General features: G+C 68.3%; 14 protein-coding genes and 1 pseudogene. 9 read left to right on the plus strand and 6 right to left on the minus strand.

From position 1 onward, the window contains the following. Nucleotides 1-33 precede the first annotated feature (33 nt). Both HMPREF2863_RS10545 and HMPREF2863_RS10550 read right to left on the minus strand, forming a co-directional pair. On the minus strand, nt 34-1,221 hold the full coding sequence (locus HMPREF2863_RS10545) for a type II toxin-antitoxin system HipA family toxin (protein WP_070640005.1): 1,188 nt from the start codon (nt 1,219-1,221) through the stop codon (nt 34-36). Further along, a complete protein-coding gene (locus tag HMPREF2863_RS10550; protein ID WP_067189518.1) occupies nt 1,218-1,445 on the minus strand; it encodes a helix-turn-helix domain-containing protein in 228 nt (75 codons plus the stop codon). The genes HMPREF2863_RS10545 and HMPREF2863_RS10550 overlap by 4 nt, the downstream gene beginning before the upstream one ends. Between HMPREF2863_RS10550 and HMPREF2863_RS11915 the strand changes: the two genes are divergently transcribed. The 7 genes from HMPREF2863_RS11915 (at nt 1,435) to HMPREF2863_RS10580 (ending at nt 11,515) form a co-directional block, all read left to right on the plus strand. Continuing rightward, nucleotides 1,435-1,668, plus strand: coding sequence for a hypothetical protein (locus HMPREF2863_RS11915; RefSeq protein WP_141756425.1), 234 nt, complete (start codon nt 1,435-1,437; stop codon nt 1,666-1,668). The genes HMPREF2863_RS10550 and HMPREF2863_RS11915 overlap by 11 nt on opposite strands. A gap of 101 nt (nt 1,669-1,769) precedes the next feature. Further along, entirely contained in the window at nt 1,770-3,731 is a 1,962-nt protein-coding gene (locus HMPREF2863_RS10555; protein ID WP_070640008.1) for a type I restriction-modification system subunit M, read from the plus strand. Further along, the gene (locus tag HMPREF2863_RS10560; protein ID WP_135103310.1) at nt 3,728-4,942 is read left to right on the plus strand and encodes a restriction endonuclease subunit S; all 1,215 of its coding nucleotides are present in this window, start codon (nt 3,728-3,730) and stop codon (nt 4,940-4,942) included. Before HMPREF2863_RS10555 ends, HMPREF2863_RS10560 begins: the two co-directional genes overlap by 4 nt. Before the next feature lie 14 nt (nt 4,943-4,956). Then, nucleotides 4,957-8,247, plus strand: coding sequence for a type I restriction endonuclease subunit R (locus tag HMPREF2863_RS10565; protein ID WP_246828883.1), 3,291 nt, complete (start codon nt 4,957-4,959; stop codon nt 8,245-8,247). Between the two features lie 73 nt (nt 8,248-8,320). After that, on the plus strand, nt 8,321-9,475 hold the full coding sequence (locus HMPREF2863_RS10570; protein ID WP_070640011.1) for an ATP-binding protein: 1,155 nt from the start codon (nt 8,321-8,323) through the stop codon (nt 9,473-9,475). A 5-nt stretch (nt 9,476-9,480) separates the two neighbouring features. Next, entirely contained in the window at nt 9,481-10,419 is a 939-nt protein-coding gene (locus tag HMPREF2863_RS10575) for a restriction endonuclease (protein ID WP_070640014.1), read from the plus strand. A 190-nt stretch (nt 10,420-10,609) separates the two neighbouring features. Continuing rightward, entirely contained in the window at nt 10,610-11,515 is a 906-nt protein-coding gene (locus HMPREF2863_RS10580; RefSeq protein ID WP_070640017.1) for an Abi family protein, read from the plus strand. A gap of 10 nt (nt 11,516-11,525) precedes the next feature. Here the strand turns inward: HMPREF2863_RS10580 and HMPREF2863_RS10585 are convergent, their stop codons facing one another. From HMPREF2863_RS10585 to HMPREF2863_RS10595, 3 genes are read right to left on the minus strand one after another with little or no spacing between them, the layout of a single operon-like run. After that, nucleotides 11,526-14,807, minus strand: a complete 3,282-nt coding sequence (locus HMPREF2863_RS10585) for a helicase-related protein (RefSeq protein WP_070640021.1) — start codon at nt 14,805-14,807, stop codon at nt 11,526-11,528. Further along, on the minus strand, nt 14,804-16,705 hold the full coding sequence (locus tag HMPREF2863_RS10590; protein WP_070640024.1) for a phospholipase D-like domain-containing protein: 1,902 nt from the start codon (nt 16,703-16,705) through the stop codon (nt 14,804-14,806). Before HMPREF2863_RS10590 ends, HMPREF2863_RS10585 begins: the two co-directional genes overlap by 4 nt. After that, nucleotides 16,705-17,937 (minus strand): DUF6361 family protein, encoded by a 1,233-nt coding sequence (locus tag HMPREF2863_RS10595; protein ID WP_070640027.1) that lies wholly within the window; start codon nt 17,935-17,937, stop codon nt 16,705-16,707. The genes HMPREF2863_RS10590 and HMPREF2863_RS10595 overlap by 1 nt, the downstream gene beginning before the upstream one ends. A 141-nt stretch (nt 17,938-18,078) precedes the next feature. On the opposite strand from HMPREF2863_RS10595, the gene HMPREF2863_RS10600 reads away from it, so the two are divergent. Then, the gene (locus tag HMPREF2863_RS10600) at nt 18,079-19,359 is read left to right on the plus strand and encodes a homing endonuclease associated repeat-containing protein (RefSeq protein ID WP_070640030.1); all 1,281 of its coding nucleotides are present in this window, start codon (nt 18,079-18,081) and stop codon (nt 19,357-19,359) included. 336 nt (nt 19,360-19,695) lie between these two features. Here the strand turns inward: HMPREF2863_RS10600 and HMPREF2863_RS10605 are convergent, their stop codons facing one another. After that, nucleotides 19,696-22,386, minus strand: a complete 2,691-nt coding sequence (locus tag HMPREF2863_RS10605; RefSeq protein WP_070640032.1) for a DEAD/DEAH box helicase — start codon at nt 22,384-22,386, stop codon at nt 19,696-19,698. Between the two features lie 171 nt (nt 22,387-22,557). On the opposite strand from HMPREF2863_RS10605, the pseudogene HMPREF2863_RS12385 reads away from it, so the two are divergent. Beyond that, a pseudogene (locus tag HMPREF2863_RS12385) lies at nt 22,558-22,783 on the plus strand (helix-turn-helix domain-containing protein); the annotation flags it as partial.

Raw genomic sequence — 22,783 nt, forward strand, 5'->3', positions numbered from 1 at the left:
AGTCCTGGCGGCGTGGTCGGTCGTTGAGATCGGTCAGCCTTCCAGCTCGTAGCGGCGGTGGCGCAGCTCCCGCTGGGCGCCTGTCAACGGCGAACCAGTGAAGGGCAGGACTGACAGGTCTACCTTCGCCGCTACTGCCATCGCCACCGTCATGGCGGAACGGGCGGCACGCGGGGGTAGGCCGATGCTCGCGGCGAGACCATCCCAGTGACGCAGACGCAGGTTGTTCGTGTGCCCGTCCACGGACAGGGCCATGGTCATGTCTTCGTAGAGGGCTGTGCACGGCACGTCGTACATCGGGGCGATGCCCCATCGGCCGTCCAAGGACTGCAACACTGAGACGTTCTTCGCGTGGAGGTCGCCGTTGCCCGTCAGCCATGCGTAGAGGAACTGCAGGTACAGGTTGCGCACGGCCACGGGCCGATGGGGAGTGAGGTCGGCCAGGGCAGAGATGACCTCTTCCGTGGTGACGTTGTACTTCTGCGCCGGGTAGACGCCGAGGGCTTGTCCGGCGTCTTCGAGTGCGAGCCGGTTCGTCTCACCGGAGCGGGCCGTAGTGCGGTCGAATCGGCGGACGAGGAGTCCTGGGAGTCCGTGCCTGTCGTGGACCACCGAGTGCTCGGACACAGGGATGCCGAGCGCCGCGGCATGCTGCAGATGGAGCGCCTCGTTGACCACGAGGTGGGGGTGGTTCGGTGGAACCAGCTTCAGCAGGGCGCTGTGCTCCTGAAGGTGTACGGGCACGTTGACCATGGAGGCCGAAGCCTTCGCCTGGATGCCGGGGAGGGCGTTGCGGTCCGGCATGCCCGCGAGGGCGGCGAAGTCCAGCGTCTGTGGATCGTCCGTGGCGAGGGGAGCCTCTGTGCGCAGTCGGTCGCCGGCAGGGATGACCTGTACATCGCCGGGCGCGTCTGTGCCGACGGCCAGGAGCAGGGTCAGCTCGTCGTCAGCCGAGGTCTTGGCTGCCGTGCGCAGGACGGTGAGGCGGTGCCCTTCGGGCAGGAGCCCTGAGAAGAACGGTGGGAGACCGCCTCCGGCAGCGGTGACGGGGACCTGAGAGATGGGCAGCGTGGAGGCCACGGGATCGCCGTCGTATCCCGCCAGGTAGCGGAAGGTGATGGTTCCCTGCTCATCGCGGGTGAGCGTCCCCGCCGGGACGCCGGCCTTGTAGACGTCCGCGGCGGCGACGCGTTTCAGGTCCTCGAGCGCAGGCGTCGTCACCCGGTCACCTCGAGCTCGAGGCCGAGCACTTCCATGACGGAGAGCACTGATTTCAGGGTGCTCTTGCCGGTGCCGCGCTCGATCTGACGGACGGTTGCGTCCGAGACTCCCGCCAGGTCTGCGAGCTGCTGCTGGGTCAGCCGGAGCTCCTTGCGCATGGCGCGGACGCGGTCGCTGATTTTCGTCAGTGCCGCGGCGGAGGAGACTGCGCGCGTGGTGGCCATGGCTCCATGGTGGCAGAGAAGCTATCGAGTTCCGAAGAATTCTTCGCAACTGGCGGCGATCGACTGCCTTAGCGGCGTGCAGGCGGAGCAATCCGAAGAAAAGTTCGGATATGTGCCCGCAGGACCGATCGTCGAGGCATTAGGTCCTCAAACCGAAGAATTCCTCGGATTGCTTGGCCCGCCTCCCGCTGCCTTCTCCGGCGCCGAAGAACATCGCGGGTGAGAGAAGCGCGCCGCAGTCTGAGGCAGCAGCGCGCGCAAACCGGCTCAGTGTGAGAATGTGGCCAGCAGACCACACCGCCGTGCTCCGAAAGGCTCGTCACCATGCCCTCTCCCCAGAACCTCTCGAACTTCGTGTGGGGGATCGCGGATCAGCTGCGTGGCGTGTTCAAGCCGAACCAGTACGGCACCCTCGTCCTGCCCATGACGATCCTGCGCCGCATGGAGGCGGTCATGGCCCCGCACCGCCAGTTCTTCGCGGAGCTGGCGGCCAAGGGCGATCCGGATTTCGTTCTGGACAACCTGGTGGAGTCCCGCACGGGCCTGACGTTCTACAACCTCAGCCCCTTCACCCTGGACCGCATCCTGCAGGAGCCGGACCTGCTCCGTACCAACCTGCTGGCCTACGTGGACGGGTTCTCCCAGAACGTGGCGGACCTGTTCACCTACTACGAGTTCGACAAGACCGTCGCCAAGCTGGACGAGCACGACCGCCTGTTCCTGGTCCTGCAGCAGTTCGCCTCCATCGACCTCTCCCCGGAGACCGTGTCCAACGCGGACATGGGCACCCTCTTCGAGGACCTCATCCGCCGCTTCGCCGCCGCCTCCAATGAGACCGCCGGTGAACACTTCACCCCGCGTGACGCGGTGAAGCTCCTGGTGGACCTGCTCACCGCCCCGGATGACGACGTCGTCACCGGCTACCCGGTCCGCACCGTCTATGACCCCACGGCCGGCACCGGTGGCATGCTGTCCCTGCTGGATGAGCGCCTGCGCCGCATGAACCCGAACGCGGAGGTCCGCCTGTTCGGGCAGGAGCTCAATGACCAGTCCTATGCGATCTGCAAGTCCGAGCTGCTCGGCAAGGGCCAGGACGCGGACGGCATCGCCCGCGGAGACACCCTCAAGAACGACGCTCACCTGACCGAGCGCTTCGACTACGTCCTGTCCAACCCGCCCTACGGCGGCGACTGGAAGGCATCCCGCTCCGCGGTGGAGAAGGAGATCGCCGCCGGTGGCGCCACGAACCGCTTTCCGGGCGGCGCCCCCGCCATCAGCGACGGCCAGATGCTGTTCCTCCAGCTCGTGGCCTCGAAGCTCCGCCCGGTCTCGGAGGGCGGGGGACGGGCCGGCATCGTCCTCAATGGCTCCCCGCTGTTCACGGGCGGGGCGGGCTCGGGGCCGTCCGAGATCCGCCGCTGGCTGTTGGAGTCGGACCTGGTGGACGCGATCGTCGCCCTGCCCACGGACATGTTCTACAACACCGGCATCGCCACCTATGTGTGGGTGCTGGACAACAACAAGCCGGCAGACCGCCGCGGCAAGGTCCAGCTGATCGACGCCCGCACCTTCTTCACCAAGCTGCGCCGCAACGTGGGCTCGAAGAACAAGGAGCTGTCCAAGGCGGACCGCCAGCGCGTGCTGGACATCTACCGTGACTTCGACGCCCAGTCCGAGGACAACGCCGAGTTCTCCAAGGTCCTCACCGCCCAGGACTTCGGCTACCGGGAGATCACCGTGGAGCGACCCCTGCAGCTGCGCTTCGAGGTGGAGGGCGCCACCATCGCTGCGGCGCTCGCCACCAAGCCGGTCTCCAAGCTTCCCGACGACGGCCGCTCGGCCCTCGAGACCGCCCTCGCCTCCCTGCGTGGCCGGGTCTGGGATCACCAGCCCACCTTCGTGCTGGACCTGAAGAAGGCGCTGAAGGAGCACGGCGTGACCGCCGGCGCCCCGCTGGTGAAGGCACTGACCGGGGCGATTGGCGTGCACGATCCGGAGGCCGTGGTGGTGACGAACAAGAAGGGTGAGCCGGAGCCGGACACCTCGCTGCGCGACACCGAGCTGGTGCCCTTTGGCCGTGACATTCACGAGTACTTCGAAGCCGAGGTGGCCCCACATGTGCCCGGTGCCTGGATCGATGAGTCCAAGACGAAGATCGGCTACGAGATCCCCTTCACCCGGCTGTTCTACACGTACGTGCCGCCGCGCCCGCTCGAGGAGATCGACGCCGAGCTCAAGCAGCTCGCGGCCGAGATCATCGAGCTGCTGCAGGAGGTCGAGCGGTGATCTTGGATTCTCTGGAGCTGCCTTCAACATGGCGCCGCTCGCCGGTTTCAGCGCATTTTCGCCGCGTCAGCCGGAAAGGCTTCGATGACAAACCGCTGTTGTCTGTCTATCGCGAGCACGGAGTTGTCCCGCGAGGATTCACGGATGATAACTGGAACCTCATGCCGACGGACCTCACCGCGTATCAGCTGGTTGAGCCCGGGGACCTTGCGGTCAACAAGATGAAGGCTTGGCAGGGGTCGTTGGGGCTGTCTCAGCTTGAGGGGGTCGTCAGTCCGGCCTACTTCATCTACACACCCATCAGCCGCAGTTTCGATCAGCGGTACCTGAACTATCTGATTCGCTCGCGGCTCCTGGCAGCAGAGCTCGCGCGTTTGTCGGATGGTGTCCGCCCGCAGCAGTGGGATCTCGATCCGAAGGCCTTTGAACGAGTCCCATTGCCAGAACCACCGATGAAGGAACAGCGGCGCATCGCGGACTACTTAGACCGCGAGACCACCACGATCGACGCCCTGATCGAGAAGCAGCAACGCCTCCGTTCGGTTCTCAAGGAACGTCGCCAAGAATTAGTCCGTGCGCACTTGGCGGACGTCGGTCCACAGGTCCAACTGCGCCATCTTGTGGTCCGTGAACGACCAATGACTTACGGCATTCTGCAGGCTGGCGAGCATGACGATGGTGGTGTGCCATATATCGGTCCCGCGGACATCTCGCGTGTCGGAGGGACGCCTGCACTGCAAGATCTGCGACGTACGACGGTCGAAATCGCAGCGCAGTATCAGCGTTCGACTCTGCGCCCGGGTGACCTCGTGGCATCGATCGGTCCGGCCTATGGGCACGTGATGGAAGTCAGTGAAGAACTGGACGGTGCCAATCTGACGCAGGACACCGTGCGGCTTGCCCTAGACCCTGATCGGGCGGAAAGGCGCTATCTGATGTGGGTATTGCAGGGGGCCGCATCACGAGATTTCTGGAACTTCGAGATCACAGGCGCCACGTTCCGACGCTTGAACCTCGGCACTCTTGCCAGGACACCGGTGCCGCTCCCGTCATTGAATGAGCAACGAGAAATCGCCGACCACCTCGACCGCGAGACCGCCAAGATCGATGCCCTCATCGCCAAGGCCGAGCGGTTCATCGAGCTTGCCCAGGAGCGTCGCGCCGCGCTGATCACAGCCGCCGTCACCGGTCAGATCGAGATCCCCACGTAAGGACTGAGGACCCCATGGCCATCCACAACGAGAGCGAGCTCGAGACCTACATCTGCGAGTACCTGCAGCAGCACGGCTGGCTCTACTCGCCCGACGATGACGGCTACGACCGCAAGAACGCCATCTTCCCCGAGGACGTCCACGGATGGTTGGCCGAGAACCAGCCGGAGGACTACGGGCGCCTCGTGAAGGCGGATGCCCCGGCCTCTGCGCAGCAGGCGCAGCGGGACCAGATCACCGCCCGCCTGATCGAGGTGCTGAACAAGCCGCAGGACACCGGCGTCGGCGGCACCCTCAACGTGCTCCGCAAGGGCTTCAAAGTCGGCACCTCCGCCACCCTGCGCTTGGCCGAGCCGCGGCCGGCCACGAACCTGAACCCGGCCGCCGTCGCCTCCTACGAGCGCATGCGCCTCCGCGTGATGCGGCAGGTGCATTTCAACCCGGCCACCAATCAGTCCGTGGACCTGGTGCTCTTCGTCAACGGCCTGCCCGTGGCGACGATCGAGCTGAAGACCGACTCCACCCAGTCCATCGGCGACGCCAAGAAGCAGTACCGCGAGCGCAACCCCAAGGCCACGCCGCTGTTCGGGTTCGGCACCCGCACCGTGGTCCACTTCGCCGTCTCCAATCGCGAGGTCTGGATGACCACCAAGCTCGCAGGACAGGACACCTTCTTCCTGCCGTTCAACCAGGGCGACGACGGCCGTGCAGGCAACCCTCCGAACCCGAACGGCTCCGCCACCGCCTACCTGTGGGAACGGATCCTGCAGCGGGACACCTGGCTTGAGATCCTTCAGAAGTTCGTCTTCCTCAAGAAGGAGACCGTGGAGGACGAGCACGGCCGCTCGCGCCGCAAGTCCACGCTGATCTTCCCGCGCTTCCACCAATGGGAGGCCGTCACCTCGATGCTCGCCGCCGTCCGTGAGGAGGGCGCCGGCAAGACCTACCTGATCGAGCACTCCGCCGGCTCCGGCAAGACCAACACCATCGCCTGGACCGCCCACCGGCTGCTGTCCACCTACGGCGCGGACGAGCAGCGGGTGTTCGACTCGGTGATCGTGGTCACCGACCGCACCGTGCTGGACGATCAGCTCCAGGAAGCGGTCCGGCAGATCGAGCGGACCTCCGGCACTGTGGTGGCCGTGGACCGCAAGAACCTCGGCGGTGAGGCCACCAGCAAGTCCGCCCTGGTCAAGCAGACCCTGCTGCGGGGCAACCGGATCATCGTGGTGACGCTGCAGACCTTCCCCGCCGTGCTCGAGCTCCTCAAGGGTGACTCGACGCTCGCCGGCCGCACCTACGCGGTGATCGCGGACGAGGCGCACTCCTCCCAGACCGGCTCCGCCGCAGCCAAGCTCAAGCGTGTGCTCACCCCGGACGAGCAGGCCGACCTTGACGACGGCGGAGAGGCGGACACCGAGTCCATCCTCGCCGCCGAGGTCGCCGCCACCGGACGCCCGGAGAACATCAGCTTCTTCGCCTTCACCGCCACGCCGAAGGACAAGACCCTGCAGATGTTCGGCCGCCCCTCCGGCGAATACGACGAGAAGGGCCAGGAGATCCCGGCCTCTTTCCACCGGTACACCATGCAGCAGGCCATCGAGGAGGAGTTCATCCTCGACGTGCTGAAGAACTTCACCAACTACGACACCGCCTTCAAGCTGGCCCTGGCCGGACAGAAGGGCGAGTTCCGTCCGGAAGGCGACCGGGCCGCCGTCGGGAAGCAGACCACCGAAGTGGACCAGACCGAGGCGAGCAAGAAGCTCATGCGGTGGGTCAAGCTACACCCGACGAATATCGCCCAGAAGGTCAAGATCATCGTGGAGCACTTCCGCGCCAACGTGGCCGGACTGCTCGACGGGCAGGCCAAGGCCATGGTGGTCACCGACTCCCGCGCCGCCGCCGTCCGGTACAAGCGCCAGATGGACCAGTACATCCAGGACATGGGGTACACGGACGTGGACACGTTGGTGGCCTTCTCCGGCGAGATCACCGACGACGAGTTCGGGCTCGAGAAGGTCACCGAGCGGTCCATGAATCCGTCCGTGAGCGGGGATCTGGCGAAGGCGTTCGACGGGGACGGCTACCAGGTGATGATCGTGGCCAACAAGTACCAGACCGGCTTCGACCAGCCCAAGCTCTGCGCCCTCTACGTGGACAAGAAACTCTCCGGCGTGCTCGCCGTGCAGACGCTGTCCCGGCTGAACCGTGCCGCGCCCGGCAAGGACACCACCTACGTGCTGGACTTCGTGAACTCCGAAGACGACATCCAGGCCGCCTTCGAGCCGTACTACACCGGTGCGAAGCTGGAGACGGTGACGGACCCGAACCTGATTCACGACCTGGGGACGAAGCTCGACGCCGCGGGCGTATACGACTGGGACGAGGTGGACGCCTTCGCCGACGTGTGGGTGGCGTGGACGCCCGGCAGCGGGCAGGAGGGCCTGCAGGCTGCGCTGGAGCCGGTGGCATACCGGTTCCGCAAGGAGCTGGCGGATGCGCGGATGCGTCAGGACGAGACGCGGGTGAACGAGCTCGTGCTGGTGCGCAAGGACATGCGTTCCTTCGTCAGCCTCTACGACTTCCTCTCCCAGATCTACGAGTTCGGGGACACGGACCACTACAAGCGGGCGCTGTTCCTGCGGCACCTGGTGCAGCTGGTGGGCGATCAGCCCGGTGGGGAGGAGCTGATCGATCTTTCGGACGTTCAGTTGGTGAGCATCCGGCAGAAGAAGAAGTCCTCTGGCGATATAGGGCTGACCGGTGGGGCCGCGCTGAGGGGGACGAACGCCGTGGGCGGCGGGCAGGTGCGCGAGAAGCAGCGCGGGCCGCTCGAGGAAGTGATCGAGAAGATCAACGAGATCTTCGCCGGCGAAGGCGTGGATGCCTCCCCGTCCCAGCAGGAGGCCTGGGTCACCGCCCTCGTGGCGCCGCTCATGGAGGACGAGAAGCTGCTGGGACAGGCCGGAGCGAACTCGCTGGAACAGTTCCTGGCAAGCCCGAACCTGGAACGGTCGGCGATGGGCGCCGTGTACGCAAACGAGGACGCCTTCGCGAAGATGACAGACATCGTGGGCAGGGGCGGAGACCCGTCCAAGATGATCGTCGCCGCGATCGGGGAGTACCTGTACTGGAAGGTGCGGGGTGAAGGGGCCGGCGACGTCTCCGGCGGTGCCGACTATGCCGAAGGCAGCGGTGTGGTGAGGTACGAAGGGGAGCGGGCGCCATCTGCCCCGGCGGAGACGACGGGGGCCAGCGCCGACGGTGAGGGGGGTTGGCAAAACCTGCAAAACTCGCAAAACTAGCAAAACGGGCAAACTCATGGCTCGTTACTCCCGTGAGTTGAGGCCCAACTACTCCACGGAACAGGACAGCGCCATGGCCAACCCGTTTAAGCCCTCAGCTGGCTCGACACCTCCACTTCTCGTCGGGCGTGACGATGTGCTCGATGACTTTACGGCCGCTCTCAGTGACGGTCCCGGCGCGCCTGGGCGTCTGGCCTTCGTTACTGGGGCACGAGGTGTGGGCAAGACGGTCATGCTGACCACGCTCGGTGATATTGCCAGGGGTGAAGGGTGGGAAGTCGTCGATGAGACCGCGACACGGGGGCTGATTGACCGGCTGACTCGTTCGGTGCGTGCGGCGCGGCATGACACCGGGGTCGAAGACAAGCCGAGGACCCGCAGTTTCTCCGTGGGTGTCGCCTCGCTCGGGAGCGTCAGCAAGGAGTTCGACCTGCCTCCTGCTGACCCGCACGACCTGCGCATCGAGATCGGCCGCCTTCTCGACTCACCGGTCATGGCGGACAGCGGCCTGCTGATCACAGTCGACGAGATCCACACAATCGCCACCGACGAACTGGACCAGCTCGCCGCGATCACACAGCACCTGATCCGAGAGGGGCGGAATATTGCCCTGGTCATGGCGGGTATCCCACAGGCAGTCGACCAGCTGATCGCGGACAACGCACAGCGCCCTCGCGTAAGTACCTTCCTGCGCCGGGCCGAGATGATGGTGCTCGGAAAAGTCGATGAAGCAGACGTCGCCGAATCGTTCCTCGAGACGGCCAGAAGGGCTGAACGTGAATGGTCTGCCGATGTAGCCGCACAGTGTGCGAAGGCAACACGAGGGTACCCCTTCATGATTCAACTGGTGGGCTACCACACGTGGCGTGCGGCAGGTGCCGAACGGATCTCCTACGAGCATGCTGAGCGGGGGATCGAAGTCGCTCGGCGCAAGATCGGACAGCTGGTGCACGCTCCGGCTCTCCAGGATCTCTCGGACGTGGACAAGACCATTCTCGTTGCAATGGCGCAGGATGACGGGCCGAGCCGCAGCACCGACATCGCCAAGCGCATCGGCAAGAACACCAACTACGTGTCCGTCTACAAGGGGCGGTTCGAGCGAGCCGGCATGATCGACGTCCTGCCGAATGGCAGGCTGGCATTCTCCACGCCGGAGTTGCGAGAGTACCTTGTGGAACACGCTGCGCACTTCGTGATGAATCCGTGGACTGAGGGGCAATCTCTGTGAGAGACATGGACGGCCCTCGGGGTCTGAATACTGTCCCCATCTGGCCTCGCTTCGTCCGCCCTGCCCTTGAGGTGCTCGCAGAGCACGAGAGCATGAAGCGCCGCGACGTGATCGAGGCGGCAGCCGACAAGCTTGGGCTCAGTGAAGAGGCCAGGGCAGAGACGGTCGAGTCCGGCGAAGCGCGGTATCGCGGGCGCGGAGGCTGGGCGCTGGCGCACTCCGCCAAGGCTGGACTGATCGAGCGGCCCGCACGGGGCATCTACGTGCTGACAGAGGCTGGGCGGGCCTGGCTGAAGGACAATCCGGAAGGCTTCAACGACTTCGCCGGCGCCAGCGCATTCTTCGATCCGTTCTGGTCCAAGGACACCGCCAAGAAGCGGGTCCAGGCCCATACCGAACCTCAGCCTGCTGTTGCGTCTGACCCGATCGTGGACCCTGAAGAACAGGCTCAGGACGCCGTCACCAGTCTCAATGAGACCGTCCGTGTGGAACTGCTCGAGCGGCTGCAGAATTCCACGCCGGCCTTCTTCGAGGAAGCCGTGGTCCAGTTGCTCATGGCCATGGGCTACGGCGGGACCCAGGGAAAGGCAGCCGTGACGGGCAAGTCCCACGACGGCGGTATCGATGGGGTCATCGACGGCGATGCCCTCGGCCTCGACCGTGTCTACGTCCAGGCAAAACGCTACGCCGACGCGAACACGGTCGGCCGGGAGCCCATCCAGGCGTTCGTCGGTGCGCTGCACCTGCACGGCGCGACGAAGGGCGTCTTCATCACCACCAGCTCCTTCAGTAAGCATGCCCAGGCGTACGCGGACGCCGTCCCCAACAGGATCGTGCTGATCGACGGCGTGAAGCTCACGCAACTGATGCTCAAGTACCGGGTCGGCGCGCAGGTGAAGAAGACCCTGCACGTGCTGCAGATCGACGAGGACTTCTTCGAGTGAGGGCGGAACAGGGAGAGACGCACGGCTCGTCATGCGCCCCCTCGTTCGCATGGCCGCCGCGGGTGTCCTGGTATCCTTACTGCCAATAGAGCCCCCGCCAAGCCTCTCCTGCAACGTTTCGCGACGTCCTTGAACGACGCGGTTGTGGTGCAAGCTCAAATGCGCGGGGGCCGTTTTTTCAGGAGTGGAGATGGGCGAGTCCCGGAGAAAGTCGTGGCGAGACCACGACGACCTGCACAGGCTGCTTGTTGAGCGCGGACTCGAAGTCGAGGACGAGGCCAGTACGGTCGCAGCGCTTCGGCAGATCGGCTATTACCGCCTATCCGGATACTGGCGGTTCTTCCAGAAAAGTCCCCACTACGGTGACAACGACTTCGTCCCGGGGACTCGTGCCGAAGCGGTCCTCGACCTCTACCGACTCGACGCTCGCCTCCGTCAGCTGTGCTCCATGGCCGCTGCCGAGGTGGAGGTGGCCATGCGGACCACCTTTGCCCACCAGGTCGGGCGTTTCATGGATGCATACGGCTCTTACCTGAACTCGAGCAATTACACGCCGCCGCCAGACGACGGCAAACCTGTCGACGAACTCATTCGCGACGATCTGCAACGTGCCAAGCACCCCTTCATCAGCCGGCACCGAGACAGTGGGTTTCGTGATCTACCTGTCTGGGCCGCAGTCGAGGTGCTCAGCTTCGGCACATTGTCGAAGGCCATCGACTACGGCGTGGATGAACGCGTCCGCAAGAACGTGGCAGCTACCTGGAACATCAGCCAGAAGGGCTTCTCCTCCACCCTGCGCAGCATCGCAGTGCTGCGAAATTCCTGCGCCCATCATTCCCGCCTATGGAACACGGTGCCCACGTATCTTCCCGAACTTGCAGTCAAGCCTGCCAAGGCGAAACGCACGTGGGGTCAATACGAAACACAAAGCCTCATGCCCGTGCTGATCGGCCTTGAGTCATTCCACGTCAAAGTGAGCGACAGCTGGTCGTTCGCAGCAGAGCTACGGGAGCTCATGGAGGAAGACGCAACCTTTGCTGCGGGCCTAAGGAAACCGTCGATCTATTGGTCCGCGCCATTGGCCCCACCAGTCTGAACGAGTGCCCTCAGCCTGCCCCAGGCCGCAGGTCAATCGTCAGGTCCACGTCCACCTCGCCGGCGTACTTGACCAGCTCCTCCTGGCGGGGCTGGCCCAGCACCATGCGGTAGGCGCCCAGCGTGCGCTGCAGGCGGCCCAGCCGGCGCTTCTCACGGCTCAGCGGCATGGCCGGCACGAATCGCCAGACCTTCGCCGCGCCCGGGTAGATCCAGAACGGGGACAGCCCCACGGAGTCCTCCGGCTCCGCCGCCACCGCGGCGTCAAACAGATCTGCCCACACATCGGATCCCGCAGCTGCCAGAGCCTCCGCGCCGAATCGCGCCGCCAGGTTCTTCCGCACCGCGTGGCCCTTGTACCGGTGCACGCGGCCCTCTCGCTGCTCCAGGTCCACCGGATTCGACGGCAGGTTCCAGTGCACCACCGCATGCGAGTACGTGTGGAAGTCCAGGCCCTCCTGCCCCACGGAGGTCGACGCCAGCACGAACGGCCAGAACGGGGACGTGTACGCCTCGCGTGCCGAACCCTCCCGCTGCTCCGCCTTCTCCGTGCCGGACCGTGAGCCGCCGAAACGCACCGCCACATGCGTGCGCAGAGACCGCTCCGCCACCGTCACCCCGTCGTCCTCGGCACGGATGTCCTCCACCCTGGCCGAGGCCGCGGTCAGGCCGGCGACGCCGCTGATCCTCGCCGCCAGCGCCTCCCACCGCTCCGGCGGGGCGGCAGACCTCAGACCCTCGGATTCCACCAGCAGGTGCGCGTACTCGTCCAGCACGGACTGCAGGTTTCCGGCCATCGAGTAGTGCAGCACCTGCCGCCAGTACGCGTCCTCACTGGCCCCTGCTGTCGCCTCACCGGCGGCCGCTCCCACCAGCGCCGAGACCTCCGGACTTCGGAACAGCGCGCGCAGCCCGTGCACCGCCGTCTCCGCGGCACGGCGCAGCAGCCGGCGGTCCGTGAGCTCCACGGCCTCTGCCGAGCGTGCCAGCGCACGCAGCGCGCAGACGCCACCGCCGGCCAAGGCCATCTCCGCCAGCACCTCCGGCAGATCCGTCGGCGGGTCGCCGAGCTCCTCCACGGAGGCGTCGACCGCCCAGCGCAGGTGCTCGGCCATCGCGGAGGACAGGTCCGCCTCCTCGTCGCCACGCTCGGCACGGCGCTCCGCGAAGGCACGCTCGATGCCCTGCAGGTCCTTCACCTGCAGGGCCCCGCTCCGCAGGTCCAGCAGCACCGGTGCCACGCCGTACCAGCGCCTGCGGCGGTCACCTGCCTCCGCAGCCGCGGGCACAAGACCGATCTCTGCCAGCGCCGACCGCACCCGCTCAGCCACGACCCGCACGGCTTCCTCCGGGGCGACAGCACCACCGGCCTCCCGGGCCAGCGCCAAGGGGTCGCCGAGCCGCCCCAGCGTGGGGGAGGGGTAGACGTTCGTCAGGTTCGGCAGGTTCCTCGGCACCCCGTTCGCGCGGTCCATGCCGAACGCCAGCGTGGAGAGCCGGCGCTTGTCCGAGTAGCGGCGCCGCTCGTCGCGCTGCGCCCGGGACGCCGCCACGATCCGTCGCTCGGCCTCGTAGCTCACCAGCGCTGACAGCGCCTTCGGCGCCACCGACCAGGAAGAGAACACCAGCCGCTTCGTGAACGCCTGCGCCCCCTCGGACGCGAACACCCCACGCGGCTGCAGGTACGGCAGCGCCGGCGGCATCCAGGCCAGCTCCCATGCACGGTGCGCGTCCAGGTCCTCCACCAGGGCGCGCAGCTTCGCGTTCGGCAGCCCGAGCTCCTCGAACCGCTCCACGGACTCCCAGTCCAGCAGGCCGTCACCGGCCCTGCGCACCACGGCCTCCGCCTTGGCGGCGCTGGCCTCCGTCGCCACCGCGCCCTCGCCCCCGGCGCCGGGGGCCAGGGACTCCAGGAAGTTCTTCTGCACCTTGTACCCGGTGCGGTCCATGAGGTTCGGCAGGTAGGCCGCCGACCGCCACAGCTCGAACACGTCGTAGCCGTCCACGGCCCGGCTCAGCTCGTCGGCCAGCCGCCAGGACGCCACGTCCTCGGGCGCCACCGTCATGGCCCCGAGCGGCCGGGACTCCACCATGCCGTCGTGCCCCTCCGTGAAGCTGACCCGCTCCGTGCGACACATCACCCGCCGCAGCCGTGCCCCGGCGTCCTGCGTTGCGGCCACAGCCGCGTCCAACCCCTCACGGGTCCTCGTCAGCATGCCCTGCCGCACCCGGCCCAGGTCCTCCTGGATCTTCTCTGCCTCCTCCGGACCGGCCAGGAACCGCACGGTGGAGGTGAAGTCCCGGTAGTGGTCCTCGCCGTCTGGCTCGTCCGGGAGCGTGTACATCTTGTACGGCGTCGCGCTGAGCACCAGGGACTTCGTCCGTGGGCTGGAGAGCACCCGCTGGGCCAGTCGTCGCGATTCCGCAGACAGTCCCGAGGCCTGCTCGTCGAACAGGTCCTTGAACCGCTGGAACTCGTCCAAGATCACCAGGTCCGGGGCCAGCGAGTCCACGGCCGCGTCCGCCATCGCCATGCGCAGCCGGCCGATCAGCTCACGCCGCACCCAGTGCTCGGCACCCCAGACGTCCTCCTCCGGATCGCTGTCCCGCCAGAATCTCCCGTACGCCTCCTGCAGGTCCTCCAGGAGGCTCGCCCGGCCGCCGTCACGTCTCTCGATCGCCTCACGGAACCGGGCCATCACCTCGTCCGGGAACTGCTCCGGCGCCTCGGTCCGCATCCAGTCCAGGGCATCGCGGAAGTTCTTCGCGTAGGAGCCTGCGCGGAAGAAGGAGATCCAGCCTTCCGTGTCCAGGCGCTCGCCGAGCACCTGTTCGAGCATCAGCAGTGCCAGCCGACGCTCCTCGCCTTTGCCGGTGGTGTCGCCGAGTCGTAGCGAGGTTCCCGGCGTGAACGCCAGCATCTTCACCCGCGCGGCGGCATCCTGCCGGCCCATAGCCAGCGGCAGCAGGGTCAGACGGTCCGCGTTGTCCTGCACCTCGCCGCCGGTGAGATCTCTGAGCCGTGCCAGGTTCTGCCGGGCGATCTGCCCGTTGGAGCAGATGTACACCAGGGTGATCGGCCCCTCGGCCGGGTCCCGTTCCCACAGCCGCTCGATGGTCTTCGCGGCCACGCCCTTGGCGATCAGCGTCTTGCCCAGCCCGACTTCGTCCGCCACCAGGAACCGGTCGGTCGCGTCCTCGCCCCAGAGGTGACCGAAGGCGTGCTCCACGGTGGCCCGCTGGAACGGCTTGAGCGTGCCGAGCATGGCCTCCACGTCCGGTCGCGCGCTCATGGCCGCTCCTCCCGGCTCAGCGCCAGCACGTCCGGTGCCACCACGGACAGCACCGTGTCCCACATCTGCTCGAACTCCGCAGGGATCAGGGCGCGCACCTTCTCGGACCGACGCAGCGCCGCCACCTGCCCGGCTACCGCGGCGAGGGCGTCCACGTCCCCGACGCTCGCCCGCATCAGCGGCTCGAACAGCACCACGTCCGTCCATGCGCCGCCGTGCCCGCCCTCACCGAGCCCGTCCAGCTGCTCGAGGGCCTCCGCTTCCGCCGCCAGGTCCTCCCCCGGGGCGTGCTCGTCGATGCCCAACAGGAGCGCGAGATACCGAAGCACCGCGCTTTCGGAGTCCAGCAGCTCCTCCAGGTAGGCCTGCCGACGGTCGGTCAGGTCGCCCTCCAGCCGCAGGGTCACCAGGCAGCGCCGGGTCACCTTCGCCTCACCGGACCCGAGCCGGTTCTCCAACACCAGGAACGGCGTCACGTTCTTCGGCGCCACCGTCCACGCGGTCCCGTCCGCCAGCGGCACGGCCGCATCTGCCTGCAGGGTCAGCAGCCGTGCCGTGGTCACGGCCCCCTCCGGGGCCTGAGGCACGACGACGGCCAGCTCGCCCCGCACCTCGTCCTCACCCTGGGCTGTGACCACCAGAGTCGGGCTGGCGGCGGCCACCGCCCGGTGGAACCGCTCGAGCTCCAATGAGCCGGCGATCTGCGCCCGCAGGTCCGCATCAGGTTCGGCAGGGGCGTAGCGGGTCATCACCTGGTCCAGGCCGACGCCGCCGTCGCGGGGCTCCAGGGCGGCGGCCACGCCGCAGGTGCGGGTCGGTCCCTGGAGGACGGCGTTGAACTCCACGTTCCTGGTCCAGGCCGGGCGGGACAGGTTGGCGCTGCCGGTCACCACCAGCGAGCGCTCACGCTGGCCGAGCAGGTCCATCACCACCGTCTTGGCATGCAGGCCGGTGCTGCGCAGGGAGGACTCGCTGTCGGGGGCCTCAGACTGCTCGGTCTCGCCCTCGAGGACCCCGTCGGCCGGGGCGTCCTCGAGGCCGGACGTCATGTCGTCATGCAGGACCCGGGTGTCCCAGCCCTCGCAGCCGGCCGGCCCCAGCAGGTCGAGCTGCTCCGGGCGGGAGAGGAGGAGCGGCTCGGTGCCGCCGCGCAGGCGCACGATCACATCGGCGGTGGCGAACGGTGTGATCGCCAGGGTGCGTCTCACCCGGTGTGCCGAAGGCAGCTCGTCCAGGGCATGCCCGTTCTCGCCGGCCAGGCCGAGAGGCAGGAGCCGTCCGTCCGTGAACGGTGCCGGGACGGCGAACCGTGCGTGGCGCAGGGAATCGGCCAGAGCGAGCACCGCGCTCCGACGCTCGCCGGGCATCTCGTCCAGCGCCATGCCGGGCAGGGCGGCGACGAAGTCGGCTGCCGGACCTCCGTCCACCGGGCCGTCAGGGTCCTCGTCCAGCACGAGGAGGGTGTCCCAGGAGTCGTCCAAGGTGAGGTTCCGGGAACCGATGAGGAGGCGGTGACGGTGCGTGCCGTCGTCGTGGACGAACCGGACCGCCCAGACCTTGGGATGGAACACGCCCTGGTCCGACGGCGGCTCCACGGGGACCACGGAGTCCTCGAGGAACGTGAAGATCCGCGAGTGGCTGCGGGGCACCGCGATCCCGCCGGCCTGGACGAACACCGTGGTGTGGCCGATGTGCCGCTGCACCGCGTCCAGCAGGGCGAACGGGTCCCGGTGCAGGTCCTCGGCGCCCTCCGGATCGGCCAGGGCGAAGGCCAGTGGAGCCAGAAGCATGGCCGTGAGGTTCAGCGAGTAGGTGGTCGCCACCGCCTGGTCCACGCGTGTGCCCTCCGGCGGACGCAGGGCGTCGGCGAGCACGGTCTGGATTCCGGGATCGAGCATCAGCCGGCCTCCAGTCCGCGGTAAATGTCCTCCAGGTCTGCCCGGGCCTCAGGCCAGCGGAACTGCAGACGACCCAGTGCTGAGCCGCCGCTCCACTGGTCCAGGCGCGCACGGTTCTGCAGGCGTGCGAGCCCCCGCTTCTTGCGGTGCTCACGGTCGGTGATCAGACGGCGGGCTTCCGGATCGTCGGCCAGGGAGTCGGGAGAGTCGGCGGCGGCGACGTGCCCGGCCCAGCGCTCCAGGAATTCGAGGTCCGCCGTACGCATGGGACGGGCCGGCGCCCCCGGCACGGCCAGATGCTCCAGGTCCTGGACCGTGAACGGCTCACCCACCCGGTAGGCCGCCCAGGCCTCGGCGAGGCCGTTGCGGCGGACCTCGGCGAGCGGCTCTCCGTCACCTGTGGTGCGCTCGGAGGCCTCGGCCAGCAGGACGTTGTAGAGGAGGTTCGCCACGTGGGCCAGGCGGGAGAACCGGACTGCCGCGTGGACGGCGTCCTTCAGGTCGGCGGGCAGGTCCAGGGCGAGGACGCCCTCGAAGGTGTCCGGGTGCGGGTTGTCCGCGGACCAGTCCTCGGGGCGGTTCAGGCAGAGGTGGCCGAGCAGCGAATACGGCGCGTGGGCACTGATCATCGTCCGCAGGTAGTCGGCCTCCTCGGCGGTGAGGTCGAACGTGGTCTCCCGTAGCAGGTCGTGCGGGGCCTCCGGAAGGCCCAGGTCCAGGTGACCGGGCAGGCGGCGGTGCGGGCCGTCGTCGTGCTCTTCCACCGGCATGTTCCGGACCGCCTCACGCTCCACGAGGATGAGCTGCGCGTGGTCCCGTGCCGACTGCCCGGCGGCGACGATGCCCCAGGAGCTGAGCATGCCCCAGTAGACGACCGAGGGCACCCGACGCAGGGCCCGACCGGCGGCACGGCCGATGATGCCGGTCTCGCCCTCGCCCATGCCGCGGCGCAGCGCACCCATGAGCTGGAACTCGCCCTCGCGGAAGTCCGCCAGGATCTCCTCCACGGACTGCTTCCGCTCCGCACGGCGCAGCAGCCATGGGACGAAGAGGGCATAGCGCAGGCGGGTATGCAGGGTGGAGGTGCCCGGGAAGAGGCGGTCCGCCCAGGCGTCCCTTATCCGGCCGAAGCCCAGGTCGTCCACGGTGGACTCGTCCCGGAAGCGGTCCACGAGCTCCATCATCTGGCGGTGCTGCCGGCGGTCGACGGCGAGCCAGGTGAAGGAGGACATGGGCACCATCTTGCCGGAGACTGGAAGGCCGCCGCGGGGGAGGAGGCAACGGTGCGCTTATCGTGTCCGCCCGGCGTCGTAGGTTCCACAGTGACCGGACAACAAGGCGCCGGTCGCCGGAACCAGACCAGTGAGGTTGCCATGACGTCGTCCCTGTCCGCTTCGACCACCGCCCTGACCCCGGCCCGCCGTCGTCAGATCGAGGCGATGCTCGTGCGTGCCGTGGGCGAGCATGACGACCGGGCCCTGCAGATGGCCCACGCCTACGGCCATGGCGCCACCCTGGAGCAGATCGGGGACAGATGGGGAGTGACACGCGAGCGCGTGCGCCAGATCATCAATGCCGACTCCGGGTACACCGCCCCGGAGCTGGCCCAGCACCGTCGGCTCAAGGCCGCCGAGGAGAAGCAGTTTCTGAAGGCCAGCGTGCTGGCCTGGTCGGAGGCGAACCCCGGTGTCGACCTGCACGAGGGCGCCCGGCGGTTCTGCCTGGAGCGTGACGAGTTCAAGAAGCTCCTCGGCCGCCGTGCCCGCTTCCACGAGGCCTCCGCCATGCGGAAGTCCTTCCGCAGCGGCGCCAGCGACGAGCAGCTCCTGCAGTACCTGCGCCGGTTCCATACCGAGACCGGCGCCACCACCGCAGCGGCCTACACCGCATGGGCGAAACAGGAAGGCGTGCCGGGCCACCAGACCGTGGCGACCCGCTTCGGCCGATGGAACAACGCGCTGACCGCTGCCGGCATCCGACGTGCAGAGCCGGTGCGTCGGGAGAGCGTCTTCACGGACGACGATCTCTGGGCTGCGGCCATGGAGGCGTTCGCGTCTCCGGAGGCGCCGGTCACCTACCGTGAGTTCTCCGAGTGGCTGCAGGCGCGAGAGGGAATGCCCTCGGACGTCCTCATCCGCAACCGCCTCCAGGTGCCCTTCTCCACGCTCCGCCACGCCGCCGTGCGCATGCTCGCCACCGGCGAGGTGTACCGCGGAGTCTGCACCGGCAACGTGTTCGAGTCGCGTGACTGGAAGTCCCTCGCCCACCGGGACGACGACCCGCTGGAGCCGGTTCGCGGCGCCATCGCCGACCTCGGCCCGAAGCTCACCAACAACGCCTACACGGTCTGGGCCAAGGAGAACCGCGCACCCAGCGCGCTGACCCTCATGCGCCGCACGCGCCTGCGGTGGGGTGCCCTCGTCGAGGCTGCCGGTGGCCAGGCGAACCACCGACGCAACAACGGGTACTCGGACCAGGACCTCGTGGACTGGGTCCGCCGGTTCATCGCCGAGGTCGGCTCCACCTCCTCCAGCGCTTACGCAGAGTGGCAGCAGGGGAAGTCGGCACCGCACCTGGTCACCGTCCTGGCCCGCTTCGGCAGCTGGGCCGAGGCATTGGAGGCCGCAGAGGAGCAGGCCCCCAGCGCCGCCTGACGGGCCGTCGTCGGGCAACGGGAGGGCCACAGAGGGGAGCGCCACGGAGCACCAGAACGACCACCACACCACGCCCGAGGAGTGGGAGGAACTCAAGGCGGAGCAGGCCGCCAGGACGCCCGCCGGCGGAAGAACCGAGGCGCGGGCGCCCGGCCCCGGAGCCTCGGCCGGGACCTCTGGGACTGGATCTGCGGCTGGGGGCTCGTCTCCTCGGACGCCGGCAGCTACGCGATCAGCGGTGCGGCCATCGCCGTGGGGGTGTGGCGCGCGCTCGCCGCGTTCCGGCGGTGGAGTCGCTCCGGCTTCTGAATCCGTCGTCCTCGCCGCGCCCGGCCGTCAGCCGATCCCGAGCCGTGCGCGCTCGGTGGCCAGCACCTGGCGGGCCAACTCGGTGTCCGTGATGTCCACGGCCTCCGGGGCGGCATCGCGCAGGAAGGACTCACGGGCGTGCTCGTCGAACACCACACGTTTGGCCTCCAGCCGCTCGGCCAGCACCCGGTCCGCGCCCTCCTCGGACACGAGCCGGTGCACCTGCACGCGGTGCAGCTGCCCCATCCGTTGGACGCGGGCGATCGCCTGGTCCTCCGCCGCAGGCGTCAACTGCGGTTCACAGAGCACCACCACAGAGGCGGCCTGGATGTTCAGGCCCACCCCTCCGGCCGCGGTCTGTGCCAGCAGCACCGTACCGGCCGGCGCCGCGCCGAACCCGTCCACCAGCCGCTGGCGGGCGTCAGGGGGCACTGCGCCGGTGAGTGGCCCGCGGACGGGCACGCCGGCGCGCTCCAGCTCCCGCCGGCACACCTCGAGCACGCCCAGGAACGCACTGAACACCAGCACCCGCTGCCCGGCCTCGGCCGCCCCGGCCACGATGTCCAGCAGCCGCTGCACCTTCTCTGACCGTGCACCGGCCAGGAACGCCGCCTGGCGCAGCCGCGCGAACGTCCCGTCCGCCACGGTCTGCCGGTACTGGTCCTCGTCAGCCGCGGAGAACGGCACGAGCTCCTCCACCTCGATCGCCTCCGGCAGCTCCACCAGCACGTCCTCCTGGTTACGGCGCAGGTACCACGGGGCCACGGCCTCCCGAAACGCCGGGCCGGCCATCCCCTCTGTCCGACGCTCGAGCTCTTCGTCCAGGATCCCCAGCAGAGCCCGGAACTCCTCGAGCCGGCTCAGCAGGGGAGTGCCGGTCAGCAGCACCACGTGCTCGGTGCGGGAGGCCAGGGCCCGCACGCGGGCCGTCCGCTGGGCAGAGGTGTTCTTCGCATAGTGCGCCTCGTCCACCACCAGGGCCTGCGGCGCCAGCACGGCGGCCGCCTCCGACCGTTGCCCAGGGCGGTCCCGGTCCCCCATCACGGCTCCGAGCGAGCCGAAGGACGTCACTGCGACACCGCCCTCACGCCGCCAGGCGGCCAGGCCCGCAGACCGGGCCGGGCCATGCAGACGGTGAGCCGGCACCTGCGTGTGCTGCTCGATCTCCCGCATCCAGTTCGGCACCACCGCTGCCGGGCACACCACCAGCATCCGCCGGGCCCCCTGCGCCCACAGGTGCGCAAGCGCCGCCAAGGCCTCCACGGTCTTGCCCAAGCCCATCTCATCCCCGATCAGCACTCGGCGCTGCACCAGCACGAACCGAGCGGCAAAGTCCTGGTACCCGCGCAGGGAGGTGTGCTCGGACATCGCGGAGCGGTCCAACGGCTGGGCACGCACGGCCTCCACCACATCCTCCGGCAGCATGCCCTCTGCGCGGCGCGAGTCCGCGGCCACCAGCTCCAGCTCCTCCAGCAGTGCGGCGAACACCGCCGGCCGTGCCGCCACATCCGCCCAGGCATCCTCCGTCTCTCCCACCGGACGATCCGGATCCGGCAGCCCGTCTGCGAACTCATGGACCTGCCGCACGCCCTCCCGGAACTGTGCCGCCGTCATATCCCCGGCGGAGACAAGCAGATGCGTGGCACCCTCATACAGGGCCCGTGCCGCGGGGGCCAAGGCCGCAGCCAAGGCCAGCTGCCGGGCCCGGTGGTGCACCGGACGCACCGGCTCCCAGGCGCGCAGCCGGTGCACCAGCTCGGTCAGCGGGCCATGCGGAGCGGCATCCTCGTGGCCGGGGTCCAGCGCCACGGACACCTCCTCCCGCACCTGCCCGTGCAGCCCGAGCGCAGCCGCCGCACACCGCTCCGCCATGACCGCGCCGATGCCCGGGTACCGCTGCAACTCCTCACGCCGCACGAACGCCTCCCACGCCGTGTCCACCCCCGCCTCCCGCAGTCGCTGCACGGGGATCCGCCCCTCGGTGACGTCCCTCAGGACCTCCACCGGCATCTGCTGCAGCCGCTCCCGGGCCAGGCTATGGACCACCCTGTCCCCGGCAGCCAACACGAGCCGGCGGCGCTCGGCCTCCGTGCGCACCGCGTGCTCCACGCGCATCCCGTCCTCGGCGAGCCCGGGCAGCTCTGCCGCACCCAACAGAGTCGGTGCCGCACCGATGCCGTCCACGTGCTCGTGCAGCCGCAACCGTCCGTCCGCGGCGGCCTGCATCAGGGCGTGTCCGTCCGGCAGGACGCCCCGGCCCGGGCGGATGCGCTCGAGCATCGCCTCCACGGCATTGCGCATGCCCTCGTGGTGGAAGGCGACCAGCCGGTGGGCCGCCGCCTCTGCCGCTGCCCGCCGCCGACCGCCGAGCAGCACCCGCCGCCAGGACAGCAGCGGGGCCACGGCCGCCGCGTCCTCATCCGGACCCTGGAGCAGCGACTCCACCGACGCCCGCTGTCCCCCGTCCAACGGCACCATCCGGTTCCAGTTTTCCAAGGCCTGCAGCAGAGGCGCGTCCTCCGGGTGCAGGGGAAACAGCCGCCATGCCGTGCTCTCGCCGTTGCGCACCTCAAGGACCCGGTTGGACAGGGCCGCGGCGGCCCCGTTCCGGGCAGCCGCCACGGCCGAGCGTGCTTGGACGATCTCCCGCGCCGTCGCGGACCAGGCGGTGACCTCGTGGATGATGCGGCGCAGACTCTCACGTTCGGGCAGGCTCATCCCTCCATTGTGGAGGTGGCGTCCCACACCGCTCCTATCCTGTCCGCCCACCCTCTAGGTGTTGTGGGTCATGAGGTTCTTGACATCGGTGCCGGGCTGAGATGAGACGAGTGGGCCTCTCCCACAGGATGGAAGTTCCTACGCAACCCATCCGCGCGAAAAGGCCCACTCATGACTCACGCTAACGCACCCCTGACCCCCACCGGCCGTCTCAGGATGGTCCACCGTCACCTGAACGACGGGATCCCGCAATCCCACGTGGCCGCTTAAGTTCCGGGTGAGCCGGCCCACGGTGGCCACCTGGGTCGCCCGCTACAAGGCTCAAGGCGAGGCAGGACTTCAGGACCGGTCCAGCCGGCCCCAGCGCTCACCTGACCGACTCGATCCGGTCCTGGTC

It is taken from the genome of Micrococcus sp. HMSC067E09, assembly GCF_001812555.1.
Taxonomy (GTDB): domain Bacteria; phylum Actinomycetota; class Actinomycetes; order Actinomycetales; family Micrococcaceae; genus Micrococcus; species Micrococcus lylae.